Raw genomic sequence first — 20,065 nt, forward strand, 5'->3', positions numbered from 1 at the left:
CATCTAACAAAGCATTTAAGAGTGATTCGCAACGCTTGGCAGTTTCGCTTCGCTCAAGTATAGCCAAGCGTCGCTCACACCTTAATGCGGCGTTAGGCTATTCAGAGGATACGATGACAGATTTAAAAAATAATGAGCAATATTTCGACGTTTCTTTTGAGAAGCTTTACTCACCTGATGAGAAATATAGCGACGTCGAGTTTGAAGATTGCCAATTCTCCGACTGCGATTTTTCAGCGGTTAAATTCCAGAAATGTAAGTTTACAAACTGCACATTTGAACGCTGCAATTTGAGTTTGGTGAATTTTACAAACTCAAAGCTCTTTGAGCTTAAATTTCAAGACAGTAAGTTAGTTGGCGTTGATTGGACGAAAGCGACATGGCCAGTTTATCACTCAGACTTTGAGCTAAGTTTTAAGCGTTGTATTTTAAATGACTCGTCTTTCTTTGGCCTGACCTTAAATGAATTGGTTTTGGATGAATGTAAGTTGCATGATGTTGATTTCCGTGAAGGTAACTTTGCAGGTTCAATAATGATTTATAGTGATTTTAGCCACAGTTTATTTATGAGAACAAATTTGCAAGGGGTTGATTTCAGTGAATCAACAGCATACTCCATTGACGTACTAGAAAATAACGTTAAAAAGGCTAAGTTTTCACGATATGAAGCGTTGAGCTTATTAGAAAGCTTAGGTATTGAATTGGTGGATTAATAGCCTAACAAACGGCTCAAGAGGGATTGCCAACGCGTGGCGACTTTAGTGCAAAATTGAAGTTCAGTGTTTACAGTGTGTTTTTTAAGTTCGGCGGTGCGTTGTCAACCCCTTAGCCGGGCGTTATGCATTATAAGGAAAGTTATGAGTATTTATCCACCAATTGATTTTTTTCCATTGTTTGATGGACCTTTACAATATGAAATTGAGCTGCATGAAAAAGCTAAAAAGTATGGTCTACCAACACAGCCTTTAAAACCGGTTACAAAAATTAATAGTGCATTGGATTTTTTGATGCATACAATCGCCAACTATAGTTGCTCAGGTGTTGTGCATGATTTTCACTCTAAGATATTGGATAGTAGGGCGTTTGCAGAAATTAAGCGTTTGACGCCTTACTTAAAAGACATCTCATCAACCAATCTCTATCGAAATATTCCGCAAAAAGCAGAGTTACACAGTGTTGATGCTGAAATAAGAGACTTCGGGTCTCTGCTTCCATCAGGTCAAACACTTTTTCATGGTGGTTCCTTACCCTTAAATAGACCATTAGTAACAAATCGACCCTTATCGACGACTTACTGTCCACAAGTTGCGCTGTGGCATGCAGACAATGATCGGTTACCTGATAGAAACCCAACTCCAGTTGTGTGGGTTTTAACTGTTGGTCAAGCATGCAGTAAAAAGGCTATTGTATTTAAGAAAGGGGGCTCAAATATGGCAAACGAATTTGAGGTTCTTATTGAGTCAGGAGTCATTGTTTCTCCCACAAGGTGTCAAACTAAAAGCTGCGTATTTGGTCAGTTGCAAGTTATTGAAGCCGAACTTAACTAATGCATAACAAACTGTTTAAGAGTGATTCGCAACACGTGGCATTTTTACTATGCGTTGCTTTTAGTGTTTAAGGTGGTATGCGGCGACATCGGTATTGCGTTGCTCACACCTTAACAGGGCGTTAGGTATTTGGAGGCATCATGAGATCAATCTTGTTGATTATTTGTACTGTTTTATTAAACGGCTGCTTGGGTATGCCCGAATCAGTAAAGCCTGTGTCGGATTTTGAACTGAACAATTATTTAGGTAAATGGTACGAGGTTGCTCGACTTGATCACTCTTTTGAAAGAGGTTTAAGTCAGGTTACTGCGGAATACAGTGTTCGAAATGATGGCGGTGTTTCGGTTCTTAATCGTGGTTATTCCGAAGAGAAAGGTGAGTGGAAAGAGGCTGAAGGCAAAGCTTACTTTGTAAATAGTCCAACAGACGGTTATCTGAAGGTTTCATTTTTTGGTCCGTTTTATGGCTCTTACGTGGTGTTTGAGTTAGAGCGTGAAAACTACAGTTATGCCTTCGTATCAGGGCCGAATACAGAATATCTGTGGTTACTTTCAAGAACGCCTAGAGTCGAACCAGACATTCTGGAGAAGTTCGTTCAAATGTCGAAAGAGCGTGGCTTTGATACAAATCGGCTCATTTACGTTCGGCAGCAATAAATACCTAACAAACGGCTCAAGAGGGATTGCCAACGCGTGGCGGCTTTAGTACAAAATTGAAGTTCAGTGTTTTCGGTGTGTTTTTTGAGTTCGGCAGTGCGTTGTCAACCCCTTAGCCGGGCGTTATGTGTTTGATGAGTTTTTATGGTTAATTCTACGATTTCATTGAGAATTCGTTCCGTGTTTTCGGCAAGTTGGCTTGTCGAAATGGATTCTTGGACAACCTGAGATTAATCGTTTTCAAGGTTCTTGGGTTGCCTCACTTGAGTTTTGGATCTGGTTTGTGTTGAGTTTAGTCAGTTTCAAATCGCTTTAATTGAAATGTCTTTTTGACTGATTCGCTTGCTGATATTCAGCTCTGAAAGTCTGGTGAAACAAAAGGTTTTGTTGTGGCTGAAAGGGCGCTTTCTTTGTCGTTGATTCTGTAAGTGGCTTTCTTCGGCTAAGATCGCTGTGAAATTTAGGTTTTGGTAAGCATCAGTTTTTACGTAACTTATTCAAATCTCTTCATTTCTACGGTGGTTTACTTTGAATTCACGGTAAAATTCACATAACAAGCAATTCAAGTGGATTCTCAACGCGTGGCAGTTTTACTATGCGTCAGGTAAAGTGTTTTATGGTGCAATGCAGTGGCTTGGCCAGTGCGTTGTTCACCACTTAATTGGGCGTTAGGTCTCCGAGGAAAAAATAGAGTGAAGTTATTCCCAATAAGAAAATATTTTTTGACAACATTTAAACCTCTTATTACTCAGAAAGCCGATGAGCTAGATGTGCTTAACGATGCCTTAAAGCATTCTATGGCACCAATACATATTGACGTTGTCAGTAATTCCGGTGGAAAGATATCTGAATATGAAAGGCTAGTCTGCAATTTAGAATGGGCACTAGCAAATGGTAAAAGAGTTCATATCGACTTTAGAGGTATTTGTATTTCGTGTGGAGCTGTTTTTTTCATGAAATCATTAGAGCTTAGTAAGCTCTACCAGTCCTGTACGATAAGTTACAATGAACTTACATATTTAGTGTTTCATCAACCGACTATTGACTTGAGTAACATGGGGAAGTTGGTTGCAAACAACGACTCAAAGAATGCCTTTTGTCAACTGAACGAAAAATTTGAACACCTCGATAAAGTGGCTAGTAAGTACTTCGAAAAGTACTTTCATGAGTGTCTCGATTTGTTTGTAGAGGATTGTTTAGTCGATGTTCTAAAGGAAGAGTATGCATCTTTAGCATATGATGGCACTGTCAAAGATATACCAATTGCTATAAACGATTCGGTAAGATCTGAATACTTTAAGTTACCGACCTAACAAGCAATTTAAGAGGGATTCTCAACGCTTGGTACTTTTGCTTCTACTTCCGTTTTAGTGTTTATGGCACAATGCTTTAGGTTTGGGTAGAGGCGTTGTTCACCCCTTAATTGGGCGTTAGCTGCCTACTGGCGAATATGTTCCTTTAGCTGTACAAGTTGAGTTGTAAATACTATACTTGTTCCGTAAGCAGTACATGTTGGAGGTTCTATGAGAATCGTTTCTTTTACAGAAGCTAGGAATAGTTTAAAAGCAGTCTTGGATGCCGTTGTGAATGATGCGGATACAACCGTCATCACTCGACGTGATTCAGAAGATGCCGTGGTTATGTCGCTGGATTATTACAATAGTCTAATGGAGACCGTACATTTGCTTCGCTCTCCAGCGAACGCTGAACATCTAAACCGTTCCATTGCCCAGTTCAAAGCGGGAAAAGTTACCCAAAGAGATCTGATTGATGAGTAGTCGTTTACTGTCATGGACAGATGAGTCCTGGGATGACTACTTGTACTGGCAAACACAAGACAAAAAAACACTCAAGCGGATCAATAAAATCATCAATGATGTTAAGCGTTCACCGTTTGAAGGCATTGGTAAACCAGAGCCTCTAAAGGAAAATCTATCTGGTTTTTGGTCTCGACGGATCGATGATACCAATAGACTGGTTTATGCTGTTGATGATAATGCAATAACGGTTATTTCGTGTCGCTACCATTATTGAACCAACTGACTAAAGGCAGCTAACAAACGCTTCAAGAGGGACAGCCAACGCGTGGCATTTTTACCATGCGTTGGTTTTTGTGATTACGATGTAATGCGGCAAGTTGGTAATAGCGTTGGCTGCCCCTTAAGCGAGCGTTATAAGCTAAAGAGGAATTATGACCAAAATCTATTTCGTATGTGGCTTTATTGGTTCGGGTAAAACTACCTACTCTAAGGAGCTTGCAAATAAACATGGAGCCTTTCGTTTCTCCATCGATGAATGGATGATTCCTTTATATGGTGAACATATGGAGCGTGAAGTCTTCGATAGCCGTTTGGCTACGCTTCAAGACTTATTCAAAGACTTTGCTCGCCAGCTTTCTGCTCTTGGTGTCCCAGTTATTTTCGATTTTGGTTTTTGGCGCAAAGCTGACCGAGAAACTTTTACTGGTTGGGCATCAGAGGTGGGCGTTGAGAGTGAAGTTCATTATCTTGATGTTCCCTTCGAAACATGCCAACAAAGGGCATTTTCACGTAATTCAGATTTGGATGGCAAATCGTATGAAATTACACCTGAAATGTTGAAATTGTTCTGGTCTTGGTTTGAAACACCAGCGTCGAATGAAAATGTTGTTTGGGTTCATAGGGATACTCAACCACGCTTATAACAAACGGCTCAAGAGGGATTGCCAACGCGTGGCGACTTTAGTGCAAAATTGAAGTTCAGTGTTTACGGTGTGTTTTTTGAGTTCGGCAGTGCGTTGTCAACCCCTTAGCCGGGCGTTATATTTTATCGGATATTGGTGTTTAATTAGGCGTAAATGTGAAAATCAAAACAATTTCAATAATTTTAATCTTAACCGTAACTTTACCAGTGCTGCTCTACGCGTTGTTTTTGGTTTCAGTTTCATGGCCCATAGATAGCTTCTCAATTGATAAAGCAGGCATATTTGGTGATAGCTTTGGTATCATTACGTCTCTATTTTCGGGTTTAGCTTTTTGTGGAATGATAATTACAATTCTATTGCAAAAAGAAGAGCTTAAACTGCAAAGGTTAGAGCTTTCTGAGACTAGAAATGAGATAAAAGAGCAGAAAGATATATTTAAAAATCAGATGTTTAATGATTCATTTTATAAATTGCTCGAGTTCAGAAATGAAAACTTAAAGGAAATATCAGTTTTTATACCTGAGCATAATCATAGAGTGTGTGGTGTCGAAGCATTAGTATTTTTGCTAAATAAATTTACAGAAAACTACAAAAATCAAGTTAATTGTGAGTATGTGCGTTCAGATGAGCACGGAAAACTTGTGATCGAATACACTTTGTTTATTGTAATACAAAATACTTTACATCGACAAGGTCGATATTTAGGTACGTTAAAGAGTATATATGCGTTAATTGATTCAGAGATTGATAGTTTTGAACAGAAGCAGGTGTATTGGGATTTAGTATCGTCACAGTTAACAGTTTATGAGACAAAATACTTATTTTATAGTTGCTTAGTTGCAGAAGAAGGGAACGAGCTTAGAAACTATTTGCATCAAGCGAAACTTTTTGAAAATAGATGTAGCTTTTTAGGGGTGTCTAAGACGCAAAGGAAAATATATGAGAAATATCATGGTATTATGTTGAGTGCTAGTAGGAAGGTTTATCATTTACCTTTTGATAAAAAAGATCTAAGAAAGATAAAACGTACCCTCAAAGAAAGTCGTGGGAAAAAAATATAACAAAGCATTTAAGAGTGATTCGCAACGCTTGGCACTTTCGCTTCGCTCAAGTATAGCCAAGCGCCGCTCACACCTTAATGCGGCGTTAGCTGAGGTTAAGAAAAACCATAAAATTAAGCGTTTATTTTTCTTAGTCTGAGGCTCTAGCTTTACACCTGAACGTCAGCACTTTTCCGCGTATCTCGCCAGTGGCACTGTTCGTGAAGCGGTTGAACTAACCGAAGTCTGTTTACGGGAAGTGGTGTGTTTGTTTATTCCTTTGGTGTGGCTTCTTTGGTTTTGAAGCTCTTTCGCGCTTAAATGGATTTCGCGCACTTGGCCGTTGGCTTCTTCGAAAGAATCCTTTGTAAATTTAAGTTCTAAAAGCTCGTCAAGTTTTCCTGTTATTTCTTCTTTGCCAAGTGCGTTTCGTGGATTAGGTATTAGTTTCTCAGTTGTCCGTTTTACTTTGTCGCTTGAAAGCAATAATGTGTTTTAAATTAGGCCGTTGGGTAGTCAATCTCCGGCTAAAGTGCAGCAGCTAACAAACGGCTCAAGAGGGATTGCCAACGCTTGGCGACTTTAGTGCAAAATTGAAATTCAGTGTTTACAGTATGTTTTTTTAGCTCGGTGGTGCGTTGTCAACCCCTTAGCCGGGCGTTATATCTAATTTACATCACACATCCTGACTGTATGTATATACATACTTCTGTGCTGGTATATTATTCTCCGGTTTTTTAGTGATAGAGTTATAAAATGACCAAGTACCTAGAAGCTGGCATCAGAGAGCTAGTCGAAGAATTTCAGTCTAATGGTAAACCTTGCCCTTCAGCACAAACAATCGCTGATCGCCGGGCTGGCTATATTGGTAGTACTGCATTAGCTGGTGAGAGTCCTAAAATTGAAAGCGAATACTTAGATGTAATTAATAGTATTCCGGTTAAGATTTACAAGCCTACAGATGAAGTGAACTTACCTATAACTGTCTACTTTCATGGAGGTTGTTTCATCAGTGGTGGCTTTGAGACACATGATGCTCAGCTAAGACAAATTGCTCTTCTATCCAACTCGATAGTTATTTGCATTCAATACAGGCTGGCGCCTGAACATGCTTATCCAGCAGCACACGATGATGTCTACCAAGCTGTACTTGGCATTAAGGCGCAAGCGCATAAGTATGGTGGTGATTCAGAGCATTTAGTCTTTATTGGTGATAGCGCTGGAGGGCAGTTGGCTTTGGCGACGACGCTTAGGCTAAAAAAACTAGAACAGTGGTTGCCTCGTCAGCAAATTCTTATTTACCCAATGCTGGATCCAACAGGTAATTCGCAAAGTTACAGAGAAAATGGTTCAGACTATATTATAACGGCAAATATGCTTCTTTCTGGCTTCGAGTTATACGCGAACTGTAGCTCTAAAGACATTACTGAATCAGAGCTTAACCTTTTAAACAGTGACTTCAGCGGTTTGCCTATCACAACTATTATTACCGCAGAGTTTGACCCGCTACGCGATGAGGGTGAGCACTTATACAAGTTGATGCTTTCACAAGGCGTTGACGCTTACTGTGAACGTTATTTGGGTGTAATTCATGGTTTCTTTCAGTTGTCTGGTGTGTGTAATTCGGCAAAACGTTGTATCGCTGCAATTTCAAACCAAATAAAAAATTAGATATAACAAAGCGTTTAAGCCGGATTCCCAACGCATGGCGTTTTCGGCTTACTTCAATTTAAGTGTTTATGTCACAATGGTTTAGGTAGGGTGGTTAGCGTTGCTCACCACTTAACGCGGCGTTATGAGCTTCCAAGAATTAGAAGGAAAATATGGCAGTTTTAGAAATTCTGATTGCACCGGATCCAAGGCTTAAGGTCAAAGCGGAAAAGGTGCAAGATATTACGACGGTACAAACATTAATAGACGATATGTTGGAAACGCTATATGCAACTGACAATGGTATCGGTTTGGCGTCGACTCAAGTTGGTCGTAAAGAGGCAGTTGTTATTATCGACCTTTCAGAAAGTCGAGATGAACCGTTAATTTTGGTTAACCCAGAAGTGGTTAGTGGCTCGGATAAAGCATTGGGTCAAGAAGGTTGTTTATCAGTTCCTGATTACTATGCAGACGTAGAGCGTTTTACTTCAGTTGTTGTGACTGCTTTAGATCGCGAAGGTAAGCCAATAACCATCGAAAGTGATGAGTTTCTAGCCATCGTAATGCAGCACGAAATAGATCATTTATCGGGTAACTTGTTTATCGACTATCTTTCGCCACTTAAGCGTCAAATGGCTATGAAAAAGGTTAAAAAGTACGTCAAAGCGCACTCTTAACCCCCGCTCATAACAAGCAATTTAAGAGGGATTCACAACGCTTGGCACTTTTGCTTCTACTTCAGTTTTAGTGTTTATGGCACAATGCTTTAGGTTTGGGTGGAGGCGTTGTTCACCCCTTAATTGGGCGTTAACCCTCTTTTTAACTACGAGGAAATAATGAATATTGAGTTTGATATCGCTTCTTTACTAGCGGGGGTCTCATTAGTAACTCTTACAGGATGGCTTGGTGCTTTCTTCGCTTTAAGAAAAGATGAAAAATCTGTTCATACTGAACAGGTTACCAAGGAAAGGGCAAAGTGGCGTAGCGAAATGAGAATGTTAACGCAGGAAATGGTCGCTTTAGTTGCTAATGACAATATAGTTCCAGACGCAGCTAAAATAGCCAGTCTAAGAGCGAAACTAGCGACATCCCTTAACCCGAAATCTAATGTAGACCAAAAGGTATTAGATGTATTCGATAAGCTTGAGCACAAATCTGATACTAAAGAATTTACTACACATATGGCTTTACTCTTAAAGCACGACTGGGAACGGGTTAAATGGGAGTGTATGCCCATTTATCTGAAAGCTTGGTGTTTAGTTAAAAACATGGTGCTCAAAATCCTCAGTAAAGGTCATGCTAAAGAATTGGAGTGGAAGTCGAAAGGTTATCGTGTGCCTGTAGAGAGTGATAGCGCGAGCGAGGGTTAACAAACAATTTAAGAGTGATTCAGCACGCTTGGCACTTTTGGTTTGAATTGAGTTCGGTGATTACGGTGGTTAAATTTAGTGTCGTGGTTGCGTGCTTCACACCTTAATTGGGCGTTAGCCCACTCAGTAGTAACGGGGAAATATGGAATATAAAAATCTTACAGATAAACAACAAAAAGCTTTTGATGCATATAAAAATTCATCTGAAATCATCAGTGGAAAATCATTTGCGTATCATCTCAATTCTCTTTTGTTGGACAAGGGAAAACTACCTCCAGAATATGAGGATTACTTAGTTGGTCTCGATGAAATCTCGGGTTTATTCACTTTGCCAAATGATCAGGTTTTATATCGAGCATGTTTTGAAGATGTAGTTAAAGGTTATTTGGATAGCTCAAGTGAGATCAATGTTTATGCGGCATATCTTTCTACATCGACAAAAAATACTAATTTATCTACTCACTTTGCATCTGGGTTCTCTAACCTTCCTTGTTACCTTGAAATTCATTGTAAGGCAGGGGCAAAGGCCATTCCATTAGAAAAAAATCCAGCTATGGCGCAAGAGTCCGAGATATTATTGCCAAGAGGGAGTTGCTTTAAGCTTATATCAACCTCTCAAATAACAGACAAAGATGAAATCTCTGCTCTTGCAGGCAATTATTATGGAAGCAAATTTTCATCAATTACAAAGTATGTACTGCATTTAGTATAGTGGGCTAACAAAGCGTTTAAGACAGATTCCCAACGCATGGCATTTTTCACTCCATCGTTGGGTTAAGTGTGTACGGTGGTATGGTTAAGTTTCGTGGTGGCGTTGCTCACTACTTAACGCGGCGTTATATGCTTCTACGAAATATTAAATTGGGAGATTTATGTTTGAACCTATGATGGATATGAACACCGATGTATCGGTTCTCGTGATTGGGGTCGGTACTGTTGGATGTAGAATTACATCGTCAATTCAGGATACTATTGATGTTGACAAGCTCTATATACATTCATCTCAAGTCGCTTTGAATGAGTATTCCCATAGCTCCCCTACTAGTGATTCACTACTTCTATCCGAACAGGTGTTCTTTTACGAACAAGAGTTGATTGGCAGGGTAGAAGAGCGAGATATTATTTTTGTCGTTGCTGGGCTTGGTGGAGAAACAGGCAGTGTTGTGGCTCCCTATATTACTAGGTTGGTAAAACAAAGAAATATACTCTGTGTTGGTCTTTGCTCTTTTCCATTCGAGTTTGAAGGTCGTTACAAGAAAAAACGCTCTCAACAGGCGTATCTATCGTTAGCTGAACATACAGACTCTCTTATTTGTATCGACAACGATAGATTCCTCGACTCAAACCTTAAAAGTAGCAAGTTACAAACTGCAGGTGATATTTTCCATGACTCAAACAATCATTTTAAGGCTGTGATCAAGGGGCTTTCTGAGTTAATCACACGCCCTGGAATGATCAATGTTGACTTGAAAGACATTCGTACAATTTTCGGTGATATGGGACTAGCCACAGTCGGGTATGGTATTGATCAAGGCGAACAACGCTCAGCTGATGCTGTCGCAAACTTATTGACCTCTCCAGCTATGAGTAGCGTTGATTTAACTAAGGCTCAAGGATGCTTAGTTAATATCACTGCTGGGTTGGATATGCGCTTAGATGAGTTTGAAACTGTCGGTAATGCTGTGAAAAATATCATGGGGAATGATAATGCAGTTGTTGTAATAGGAACATCTTTAGACCCTGAAATGGTTGAATCTATTGAGATAACAGTAATTATAACTGGACTTCCGGAATTACCGATCGATAAAAATATCTCACAAGACGTGTTCGACACTGTTACGTTATCAAAATCAATTGCTTTTGAGCCTCATCAAGCTAGTGCTGGGCTATCAATACTGTCGTATTTTAATGAGTTTCTTAATCAACAATATGCAGGTATTGAAGCTAAAGTAAGTATTAAGCAAGAAGGTGCAAATATAACTTTGGTGGTTGAAACTGTCTCTGGGGAAGTTGAAAAGATAGAGAAGTCGCTTTATGACTTTGGCTTGGTCGTAGTTAATAAGAAATCTCCTAGTGACGTACTTCAGTCAAACATGGATGTAGAAAAGCTTCAAATGAAGCTTGAATTTGCCGAGCTTGAATTGCGACAAAATGCGAGGCTTATCGCTAACTATGAGGCGGTCACTGGTGAATATAGACAGCGGATTTACTCACTAGAAAATCGTATGGAAGACCTTCAAAAGGTTATCTGTGACAGTTTAGTTACATCACAGGAGCTGCAAAAAATTCAATTGACTCAATCAGAACAATTGCCTTTAGAATTAGTTTCTCTGCTGAAAGAGTACGGTTCATCGGAAATGACGCAAGATATGAAAGATTCTATTGAACTAAAAATACGTAGGGAAATAAAAAACCAAGGGCAGGCAAGTAAGTTGAAAATGTTGGCAGAGAATACATTTTATGGCGTAGCTGGTAACTCTATGTATACATTACTTACCAGTATTTTAGCTACCTTACCTAGGTGAAAACGCATATAACAAACTGTTTAAGAGTGATTCGCAACGCGTGGCATTTTCATCATGCGTTGGTTTAAGTGATTAAGGTGGTATGCGGCGGCATTGGTATTGCGTTGCTCACACCTTAACAGGGCGTTATGTTTACTAGTATTTCAAAGGCTTATATGTCTTAGGCTCTTGTTCTTTGTCCCTTTGGCAATTCGTCCCTAGTAGACTCAGCAAATCCGCATTGTCGGCCTAAGTTAGTGAGCCTCTCTGCCCGTAAAACATGCCAATGTTCGTGGGTTGCTTCATTGTCAGGTCGTGCCGGTTGGTTTCTTGTTTAACTGACTCAAAGTCGCTTTTAGGTTCTTAGTCAATTGGCATTTTTGCTTGGCAGTTGCCTCGGCAATTTGCCATTGTCTTGCGCTTTGGTTGGAAAGAAAGGGCGCTTGTTGAAAGTTCGTTGGGTTGCCTCATTGGGCAGGGAAGTGGAATTACTCGTTTCTGGTTGGCTGCCTTTGGTAGCCAAGTTGGTTCTTAACTTGTGGTTTGCTTCAGAAAACTAGTTAGAAATAGCAGTTCTTTCTCAAGTAAATCATGTGTTTGTGGTAAAACATAACAAACAATTTAAGAGGGATTCCCAACGCTTGGCATTTTTGCTTCTACTTCAACTTTAGTGGTTACGGTACAATGCTTTAGGTTTGGGTGGTAGCGTTGCTCACCCCTTAATTGGGCGTTAGTTTCTCTCAAGAAAAATCATCAAAAATTCACGCACAAGGTTCTGAAAAATCGGCTTTTAGCGTTCAAATTGCACAATTGGGCTTTTGAGTTTTTCTTGATACTGATTTGGTAGAAAGCGTTGAAAGTTCAACAGTTTCAAAGTCGTTTTAAGCCATCAAATCTCGATGCTTCAACTCTGTTGGATGTTCAACACTCAAAGTTTGGTTTCGCAAATGGCTTCATCATCGCTGAAATTATGCTTTCTTTGTCGCGGACTCTTAACCGTGGTCAACTTAACCTTGATCGTTTTGAGTTTTGGCAGCCAACTTCACAGCTTTTGGTGTTGGACGTGTGTTTGTTTGATGCATTTGCGTAAAATGATTTTCAAACAAATGTGTTAAAAAAGTCATTTTTAAACAATGGGCTACGAAACTAACAAACGCCTCAAGAGGGACTGTCAACGCGTGGCGTTTCCAGTCCCATTGAGCCGCGGTGGTTTCGGTTGTTGTGTTTGAGTTTGGTGTTATGCGTTGCCAGCCCCTTAGGCGGGCGTTATGGTGCAAGTATAAATGAGGGTTCTAGATGTACGATAATGATATTTCTTTTGATTCAGCAAGAGAGTTTTTCGACTTTCTTGTTGGAGAAAATATATTTGAACCAGATAGTATCTTCGATGTAAGTGAACGATTTGTTAATGGATATATTTTTAGGGGGCAAGGGAATAAAGAATGGGAACTATTACCAACTGCTCATCGTAATGTAAATCGGCTGGAAGATTTTACCCCACAACCACCTCGTAAACGACCTAATCAGACAAAAGAAGAGTATCTTGCACTGCACAATCATGCAGAATTAAGAACTGTATTTTTATTTTTAGAGGCTGCAGATCATATTGGACTTACAACACCACTAAACTACGATCATTTCAAAGAAAAGTTAACATATCATGACTCTTTTTTTACGAAAGAACTTTTACCGAGTATTGCATTAGCTCAGCATCATGGTTTACCAACTCGTTTACTTGATTGGACAGAATCTCCTTTTATAGCTGCATATTTCGCTGCAGTGAGTGCATTAGAATCTAATTCTGAAGAATATTTCTCTATAATCTGTTTGAGTAAGGTATTAGTTGACCATCTTCCAAGTATAGATATTGTCACTGCTCCAAAGTCAAGTAACTCTTTTTTAAGAGCGCAGAGAGGGTTATTCACATTGGTTAATTCAGCGAATTGTTTTTATAAGGAAAATAATAGTTGGCCAAGTGTTGAGTCTATAATTCGACATGAAAGGGTTAATGATCGTATCTATATGAACCCCCCACTAGTTCGTTTATCATTACCAAGTTATGAAGCTAAGCCTTTACTGAGGTTGTTATATAAAGTGGATATTTCAAAACTAACATTAATGCCGTCTTATGATAATGCTGCTCAAGCTTTTAAGTATAAAAGAGTGTTATGGGGTAGATAGCGGAAAATTGCACCATAACAAACGGTTCAAGAGGGACAGCCAACGCGTGGCATTTTTATTATGCGTTGGTTTTTTGTGATTACGGTGTATGCGTAAGCTTGGTAGTAGCGTTGTCTGCCCCTTAACCGGGCGTTAGGTTGTTATTCACGTTTCACTATCACATGTTAGTCCCATGTGAATGAGATAAGTTCTGATTTAAATGCTCTATAATCAATTCTGAGTGGTTTTATTAATTTGTGGCTTGTTAGTTATGGCATATCGTCTTGGGTTTGTTCCTGAGCCCAAATAGGCGGCTAAATTGGCAAGCCTTTGCTCTGATACTGTGTCTGTATATTTTTCTCGGTCAAACGGACGTTGTGCTGTTCTAACTTGGTTCTCACATGTGTATTTGGCGAGCACTTTGTTAAGCAATTTCAAATCAAGTTCGGTAGTGGTGAGAATTTGAATGTATCCGACCACACCATAGTTAGGCTGATGTTTTAATCTCAGCACCCAAATCATAGTGATACTTTTGAATGCAGCACTGATAGGTTTTTTAATCTTCTGCATCAAATTATTGAACTCAATGGCTTCATCAAAGTTGTTATAAAATATCGCTGTCTGATGTGTTGGCTTAATGTCTTTAATGTTATTTATGAGCTTACGTTTGGTTTTATTACGTGCTGATTCTGTCATAGTTTATACCCCAATAATCATATGTTCTCTATATCCTTATAACTTCACCTCAATATGTGAGGCTTGTCGTGTGATTAATGGTGCATAAGTTATTGATTTATGGCTATTATGCAACTGTGATTTTGGTCGAGTAAACGACTGAGAGTCACGAAAATCGGATAGTAGTGCGGTGAGAGTCACACTACAAATGAGTTAATTTACCTAACAAACAATTCAACGTGATTCACAACGCTTGGCCATTTTGGTTTGCATTTATTGCGGTGTTTACGGTGCAATGCAGTAAGTTAATTGGTGCGTTGTTCACACGTTAATTGGGCGTTAGGCAAAGTGAGTTTTTATCAGCTAAATCGGGTTTGAATTGAACGGCGAATTCCATGTTCTCATGGCTGGACTTAAGCAATAAATCGTCATCACATATTTGCTGTTTCTTGATCGTGTTGGGTTGCTTTTCGTTGTGAATTTAGTGGCAAAATAACCTTCAGCATCCAAACGTCCGCCGAGCATGCTACGCTCGTCACTTTTCTTCCAAACCGTTAAATTTGAGTTTTTTGGTTTCTTTGCTGATTTGAGATTTTGGTTTATAAATTAATCGCTTAGTTGGTTTTCAGTTTTCAAACAAGCCTTGTTCTTGAGTTTCTAAAGTATCGTTGTCAATCTATTGGCCTAACAAACGGCTCAAGAGGGATTGCCAACGCTTGGCGACTTTAGTTCAAAATTGAAGTTCAGTGTTTACGGTGTGTTTTTTAAATTTGGCGGTGCGTTGTCAACCCCTTAGCCGGGCGTTAGGCAAAGTGAGTTTTTATCAGCTAAATCGGGTTTGAATTGAACGGTGAATTCCATGTTCTCATGGCTGGACTTAAACAATAAATCGTCATCACATATTTGTTGTTTCTTGATCGCGTTGGGTTGTTTATCGTTGTGAATTGAGCGGCAAAATAACCTTCAGCATCCAAACGTCCGCCGAGCATGCTACGCTCGTCACTTTTCTTCCAAACCGCTCAATTTAAGTTTTTTGTTTCTTTGCTGATTTAGCATTTTGGTTTATAAATGAATCGGTTAGTTTGTTTCAAGTTTACAAAAAAGCTCGTTCTTTGGTTTTGAAAGTCTCAGTGTCAATTGGTTGACCTAACAAACGGCTCAAGAGGGATTGCCAACGCGTGGCGGCTTTGGTGCAAAATTGAAGTTCAGTGTTTACAGTGGTTTTTTGAGTTCGGCGGTGCGTTGTCAACCCCTTAGCCGGGCGTTAGGCAAAGTGAGTTTTTATCAGCTAAATCGGGTTTGAATTGAACGGCGAATTCCATGTTCTCATGGCTGGACTTAAGCAATAAATCGTCATCACATATTTGCTGTTTCTTGATCGTGTTGGGTTGCTTTTCGTTGTGAATTTAGTGGCAAAATAACCTTCAGCATCCAAACGTCCGCCGAGCATGCTACGCTCGTCACTTTTCTTCCAAACCGTTAAATTTGAGTTTTTTGGTTTCTTTGCTGATTTGAGATTTTGGTTTATAAATTAATCGCTTAGTTGGTTTTCAGTTTTCAAACAAGCCTTGTTCTTGAGTTTCTAAAGTATCGTTGTCAATCTATTGGCCTAACAAACGGCTCAAGAGGGATTGCCAACGCTTGGCGACTTTAGTGCAAAATTGAAGTTCAGTGTTTACGGTGTGTTTTTTAAATTTGGCGGTGCGTTGTCAACCCCTTAGCCGGGCGTTAGGCAAAGTGAGTTTTTATCATTGAATTGAACGGTAAATTCCATGTTTTGTGGCTTAACTTAAGCAATAAATAATCATCACATATTTGCTGTTTCTTGATCGCGTTGGGTTGCTTTTCGTTGTGAGTTTAGCGGTAAAATAACCTTCAGCATCCAAACGTCCGCCGAGCATGCTACGCTCGTCACTTTTCTTCCAAACCGCTCAATTTGAGTTTTTTTGTTTCTTTGCTGATTTGAAATTTTGGTTTATAAATGAATCGCTTAGTTGGTTTTCAGTTTTCAAACAAGCCTTGTTCTTGAGTTTTTAAAGTATCGTTGTCAATCTATTGGCCTAACAAACGGCTCAAGAGGGATTGCCAACGCGTGGCGACTTTGGTGCAAAATTAAAGTTCAGTGTTTAAGTGTGTTTTTTGAGTTCGGCTATGCGTTGTCAACCCCTTAGCCGGGCGTTATGCCTTACGAAATCTTTAGGACTCATATGGACATCATTAACTCGATACTAGTTGGTAGTTTTGCAGGGGCTAGCATTGTAGCTTTTTTAGCTAAAGTGTTAGTTAATCATCAATTTGAAAAACTTAAATCTAAACACCTATATGAGTTACAAGTACAACAGCAAAAGTTTAAAAGTGACTTAGACAAAGAAAACTATGAGCATAGCTTAAAGTTTAGTCGCCATGAGCAGGATAGGGTCGCAGCCATTAAAGAGTTGTACTCGCTAATTATTAACCTTGGTGACGGCATTAGTGATATTTGTACTGTTACAAATATCAAAGAGGCGGAACTAAATAAGGCTACATATCTTCTAGGTTTGAGTTCAATTTTCACTATTTTTAGTTCATCTTTTAAAAATATTCATGATTCTAGGAAGACGCTAGAGAAACTGTCAATTTACATTGATGACGACTTGGAGAAAGACTTAACCGGATCGCTCGATGCAATAGAAAAATATTATGTTCAAGCGTTTAAAAGGACACAGCAGTTACAAAAAGAGGTCGGAAATTTAAGTGGGGAGTTGAATAGTTTGAATCAACCGAAAGATCTTGAAAAATTTTGGTTTGAACTAACTCACAACTGGGAGGAGTTAGTAAGCCCGGTTAAAAATAAGTTAAAGGGTGTTTTGCGCATAAAGTTGGGTACTAAGGCATAACAAACGGTTAAAGAGGGACTGCCAACGCGTGGCGGTTTTTGTTCAAATCGGCCTTTGTGATTACGGTTGTTATTTTAGGTTCAGTGTTTTTGCGTTGTCAGCCCCTTAACCGGGCGTTATGGCTATCAAGTTGAGTTCATCATTAATGTCGGTAAATTGGTTTAAATTGGAGTACTATTCTGCGATTAAACTTGCTGAAGAACTCGATGACAATCCCAATTAAAAATGTATCAAATCCGGAAATATCGTGCTCAAACTGCCATGCTTGTTGTTGCCGTTTGGAGGTTATGATCATTACCGATACAGGTGTACCAGAGCAGCACATTGCATTTGATGAATGGGGTGGAGAAACGATGCTGCGTTTGTCAGATGGTTGGTGTTCAGCTCTAGATCGTGAAACGTTCATGTGCACAATTTACGAAAATCGCCCTTGGATTTGTCGAGAATTCGAAATGGGCTCTTACGAATGTCGAGATGAACGGATAGACCTTTTCTAAAGTTTTACCCAATAAATCAGTGAGTTGTTAGCCATAACAAACGGCTCAAGAGGGATTGCCAACGCTTGGCGACTTTAGTGCAAAATTGAAATTCAGTGTTTACAGTGTGTTTTTTGAGTTCGGCGGTGCGTTGTCAACCCCTTAGCCGGGCGTTAGGCAAAGTGAGTTTTTATCAGCTAAATCGGGTTTGAATTGAACGGTGAATTCTATGTTCTCATGGCTGGACTTAAGCAATAAATCGTCATCACATATTTGTTGTTTCTTGATCGCGTTGGGTTGTTTATCGCTGTGAATTCATCGGCAAAATAACCTTCAGCATCCAAACGTCCGCTGAGCATGCTACGCTCGTCACTTTTCTTCCAAACCGCTCAATTTGAGTTTTTTGTTTCTTTTTTGATTTAGCATTTTGGTTGATAAATTAATCGGTTAGTTGGTTTTAAGCTTGTAAAAATCCCTGTTCTTTGGTTTTTAAAGTGTCGGTGTCAATTGGTTGGCCTAACAAACGGCTCAAGAGGGATTGCCAACGCGTGGCGGCTTTAGTGCAAAATTGAAGTTCAGTGTTTACAGTGTGTTTTTTAAGTTCGGCGGTGCGTTGTCAACCCCTTAGCCGGGCGTTATGCAACTCAGGTAAATTTAGGGGTTCAATCTTTTCGATTTCTCCGGCCATTCGTTTTGTGTTGTCGGCAAATGAGCTTTTTTACCCTCAAATTCGTGGTTAACTTAAGCCGTAAAACAGGCAAGGTTCTTTGTTTGCCTCAATCAGTTTTGGTGCTGTTTTGTTGTCAATTCAGCGTGCGCAAAGTGTGGAAAGGGCAAGTTTATCGAGCATTTTGCTTTTGCTGAAGTTTTCGCTCGTTGAGTTTGTCTGATTCAAAAGCTTGGTTTGTTGTTGAAAGGTGGGCTTTGTTTTGGCGGCTTATTTATCACGGCTCCTACTTGGGTTGATTCTTGAATCACTCAACCATTGCAATCGTGGCTTTTGATCGAGTAAAGTCAGTTTATCTCATTGAATTTGCATAACAAACGGCTCAAGAGGGATTGCCAACGCTTGGCGACTTTAGTGCAAAGTTGAAGTTCAGTGTTTACAGTGTGTTTTTTGAGTTCGGCGGTGCGTTGTCAACCCCTTAGCCGGGCGTTATGTGAATGGAGTCAACCTTGAAAATATCAGTTGTCAAAAGTGGTCAGATTGGGGCTTACGAAGCTGAACTTAATGCTCATCTAAACTCCGTTTTTGGCCAAGATTCCATGTTCATTTTCAATCGTGAGTTCGTCTGTGCAATTCTCATTAAAGACGATAATCAGATTATCGCTACTGGTTTTGCTTATAGTCGTTTAATGAAGCAGGGCTCAATAAGCTTCAAAGGGGGCATAATTGGTGGTATTGCCATTACACCAAGTAAGCGTGGTTTGGGCTTAGCTAAAGTCATCGTGAAAGAACTCGATCGATGCTTAGTGTCTTTTGGGGTAACTCATTCTTTTCTCTTCGCTTATGAGCCAGATGTTTATCGAAGCTCAGGGTATTCGGAGTTAGTTTTGCCTATCCATTACTTCGACGTGGAGCGGAAAAATTGGAATCAGTTTGTCTACCGTGGAGGTATGGTTAAGTCTTACAATGGCAGTCATGCTTTAAGCGATCAAGTCATTGAATTTAATGGTTGTGTGTATTGAGCGCGCTGGAAAAATTCACATAACAAACGCTTCAAGAGGGACAGCCAACGCGCGGCATTTTTTACTATGCGTTGGTTTTGGTGATTACGGTGTTATGCGGTAAGTTGGTAGTAGCGTTGGCTGCCCCTTAAGCGGGCGTTAGAGCGCAGGATAAAATAAGCACGAGGAAAAAGTATGCCAATTGGATATAAGCCGACAGTTTTTGTTAGCTCTACATGCTTCGACTTAGGACAGGTTCGGGCTGATATAAGGGAGTTTATTCAAACATTCGGGCTTGAGCCGGTTTTGTCAGAGTATGACTCGTTTCCAGTATCTCCTGATACGGATACGATATCTAACTGTTTACGTAATGTGCGTGAAAAGGCAGATATCTTCGTTCTGATCATCGGTGGTCGTTATGGATTCCAAACTGACAGTGGTAAATCTATAACAAACTTAGAATACCTTGAAGCGAAAAGAAAGGGCATTCCTATTTATGTATTTGTAAACTCTAATATTATGAATATCCTTCCAATTTGGAAGAATAACCCGACTGCCGATTTTTCAAGCCATGTTGAAAATCAGAAAGTGCTTGAGTTTGTAGAAAGCGTTTCACACTTTAAGTCTAATTGGGTGTATAAGTTTGACACTGCACAAGATATAAAATCTGCGCTTCTTCAGCAAATCCCCGATCTTTTTATGGACTCACTGGATGCCAGAAAAAAGCTGAAAGACAATGATATTGTTCTTTCTGCTGCTC

The 20,065-nt window shown here is 39.7% G+C and carries 20 protein-coding genes; 19 read left to right on the forward strand and 1 reads right to left on the reverse strand.

Annotated features, from left to right (window positions below):
- Positions 1–113 precede the first annotated feature (113 nt).
- The 15 genes from AACV20_RS05725 (at position 114) to AACV20_RS05795 (ending at position 13,631) form a co-directional block, all read left to right on the forward strand.
- Positions 114–713, forward strand: coding sequence for a pentapeptide repeat-containing protein (locus AACV20_RS05725; RefSeq protein ID WP_170907947.1), 600 nt, complete (start codon positions 114–116; stop codon positions 711–713).
- A 144-nt stretch (positions 714–857) separates the two neighbouring features.
- Complete coding sequence (locus AACV20_RS05730) at positions 858–1,547, forward strand: hypothetical protein (protein ID WP_170907948.1); 690 nt, start codon at positions 858–860, stop codon at positions 1,545–1,547.
- A gap of 140 nt (positions 1,548–1,687) precedes the next feature.
- Positions 1,688–2,203 (forward strand): lipocalin family protein, encoded by a 516-nt coding sequence (locus AACV20_RS05735; protein ID WP_170899878.1) that lies wholly within the window; start codon positions 1,688–1,690, stop codon positions 2,201–2,203.
- Between the two features lie 692 nt (positions 2,204–2,895).
- The gene (locus tag AACV20_RS05740) at positions 2,896–3,516 is read left to right on the forward strand and encodes a hypothetical protein (RefSeq protein ID WP_170907949.1); all 621 of its coding nucleotides are present in this window, start codon (positions 2,896–2,898) and stop codon (positions 3,514–3,516) included.
- A 210-nt stretch (positions 3,517–3,726) separates the two neighbouring features.
- Entirely contained in the window at positions 3,727–3,981 is a 255-nt protein-coding gene (locus AACV20_RS05745) for a type II toxin-antitoxin system Phd/YefM family antitoxin (RefSeq protein ID WP_001223794.1), read from the forward strand.
- Positions 3,974–4,237, forward strand: a complete 264-nt coding sequence (locus AACV20_RS05750; protein WP_000098716.1) for a Txe/YoeB family addiction module toxin — start codon at positions 3,974–3,976, stop codon at positions 4,235–4,237. The genes AACV20_RS05745 and AACV20_RS05750 overlap by 8 nt, the downstream gene beginning before the upstream one ends.
- Before the next feature lie 157 nt (positions 4,238–4,394).
- Entirely contained in the window at positions 4,395–4,886 is a 492-nt protein-coding gene (locus tag AACV20_RS05755) for an AAA family ATPase (protein WP_170907950.1), read from the forward strand.
- 155 nt (positions 4,887–5,041) lie between these two features.
- Positions 5,042–5,947: a putative phage abortive infection protein gene (locus AACV20_RS05760; RefSeq protein ID WP_170907951.1), complete on the forward strand. Its 906-nt coding sequence runs from the start codon at positions 5,042–5,044 to the stop codon at positions 5,945–5,947.
- Between the two features lie 735 nt (positions 5,948–6,682).
- Entirely contained in the window at positions 6,683–7,597 is a 915-nt protein-coding gene (locus AACV20_RS05765; RefSeq protein ID WP_170907952.1) for an alpha/beta hydrolase, read from the forward strand.
- Between the two features lie 152 nt (positions 7,598–7,749).
- Positions 7,750–8,253 (forward strand): peptide deformylase, encoded by a 504-nt coding sequence (gene def, locus AACV20_RS05770; protein WP_115340162.1) that lies wholly within the window; start codon positions 7,750–7,752, stop codon positions 8,251–8,253.
- A 159-nt stretch (positions 8,254–8,412) separates the two neighbouring features.
- Entirely contained in the window at positions 8,413–8,946 is a 534-nt protein-coding gene (locus AACV20_RS05775) for a hypothetical protein (RefSeq protein ID WP_212752654.1), read from the forward strand.
- 142 nt (positions 8,947–9,088) lie between these two features.
- Positions 9,089–9,658 carry an ADP-ribosyltransferase gene (locus tag AACV20_RS05780; RefSeq protein WP_170907953.1) on the forward strand — a complete coding sequence of 190 codons (570 nt, stop codon included), beginning with the start codon at positions 9,089–9,091 and terminating at the stop codon, positions 9,656–9,658.
- A gap of 160 nt (positions 9,659–9,818) precedes the next feature.
- Positions 9,819–11,471, forward strand: a complete 1,653-nt coding sequence (locus tag AACV20_RS05785) for a cell division protein FtsZ (RefSeq protein WP_170907954.1) — start codon at positions 9,819–9,821, stop codon at positions 11,469–11,471.
- An 889-nt stretch (positions 11,472–12,360) separates the two neighbouring features.
- Positions 12,361–12,540: a DUF645 family protein gene (locus AACV20_RS05790; RefSeq protein WP_029628718.1), complete on the forward strand. Its 180-nt coding sequence runs from the start codon at positions 12,361–12,363 to the stop codon at positions 12,538–12,540.
- A gap of 206 nt (positions 12,541–12,746) precedes the next feature.
- The gene (locus AACV20_RS05795) at positions 12,747–13,631 is read left to right on the forward strand and encodes an FRG domain-containing protein (RefSeq protein WP_170907955.1); all 885 of its coding nucleotides are present in this window, start codon (positions 12,747–12,749) and stop codon (positions 13,629–13,631) included.
- Positions 13,632–13,841: 210 nt separating this feature from the next.
- Here the strand turns inward: AACV20_RS05795 and AACV20_RS05800 are convergent, their stop codons facing one another.
- Positions 13,842–14,306 carry a hypothetical protein gene (locus AACV20_RS05800; RefSeq protein ID WP_170907956.1) on the reverse strand — a complete coding sequence of 155 codons (465 nt, stop codon included), beginning with the start codon at positions 14,304–14,306 and terminating at the stop codon, positions 13,842–13,844.
- Positions 14,307–16,492: 2,186 nt separating this feature from the next.
- Between AACV20_RS05800 and AACV20_RS05805 the strand changes: the two genes are divergently transcribed.
- From AACV20_RS05805 to AACV20_RS05820, 4 genes are all read left to right on the forward strand, one after another.
- On the forward strand, positions 16,493–17,161 hold the full coding sequence (locus AACV20_RS05805) for a hypothetical protein (RefSeq protein WP_170907957.1): 669 nt from the start codon (positions 16,493–16,495) through the stop codon (positions 17,159–17,161).
- A 206-nt stretch (positions 17,162–17,367) separates the two neighbouring features.
- Positions 17,368–17,658 (forward strand): YkgJ family cysteine cluster protein, encoded by a 291-nt coding sequence (locus AACV20_RS05810; protein WP_080536237.1) that lies wholly within the window; start codon positions 17,368–17,370, stop codon positions 17,656–17,658.
- Positions 17,659–18,813: 1,155 nt separating this feature from the next.
- The gene (locus tag AACV20_RS05815) at positions 18,814–19,326 is read left to right on the forward strand and encodes a GNAT family N-acetyltransferase (RefSeq protein ID WP_094183092.1); all 513 of its coding nucleotides are present in this window, start codon (positions 18,814–18,816) and stop codon (positions 19,324–19,326) included.
- Positions 19,327–19,500: 174 nt separating this feature from the next.
- Positions 19,501–20,065 (forward strand): DUF4062 domain-containing protein (locus AACV20_RS05820; RefSeq protein WP_170907959.1); only part of this gene is annotated, 565 nt, incomplete at its 3' end.

The organism is Vibrio sp. B4-6, assembly GCF_963888245.1.
GTDB lineage: Bacteria > Pseudomonadota > Gammaproteobacteria > Enterobacterales > Vibrionaceae > Vibrio > Vibrio anguillarum.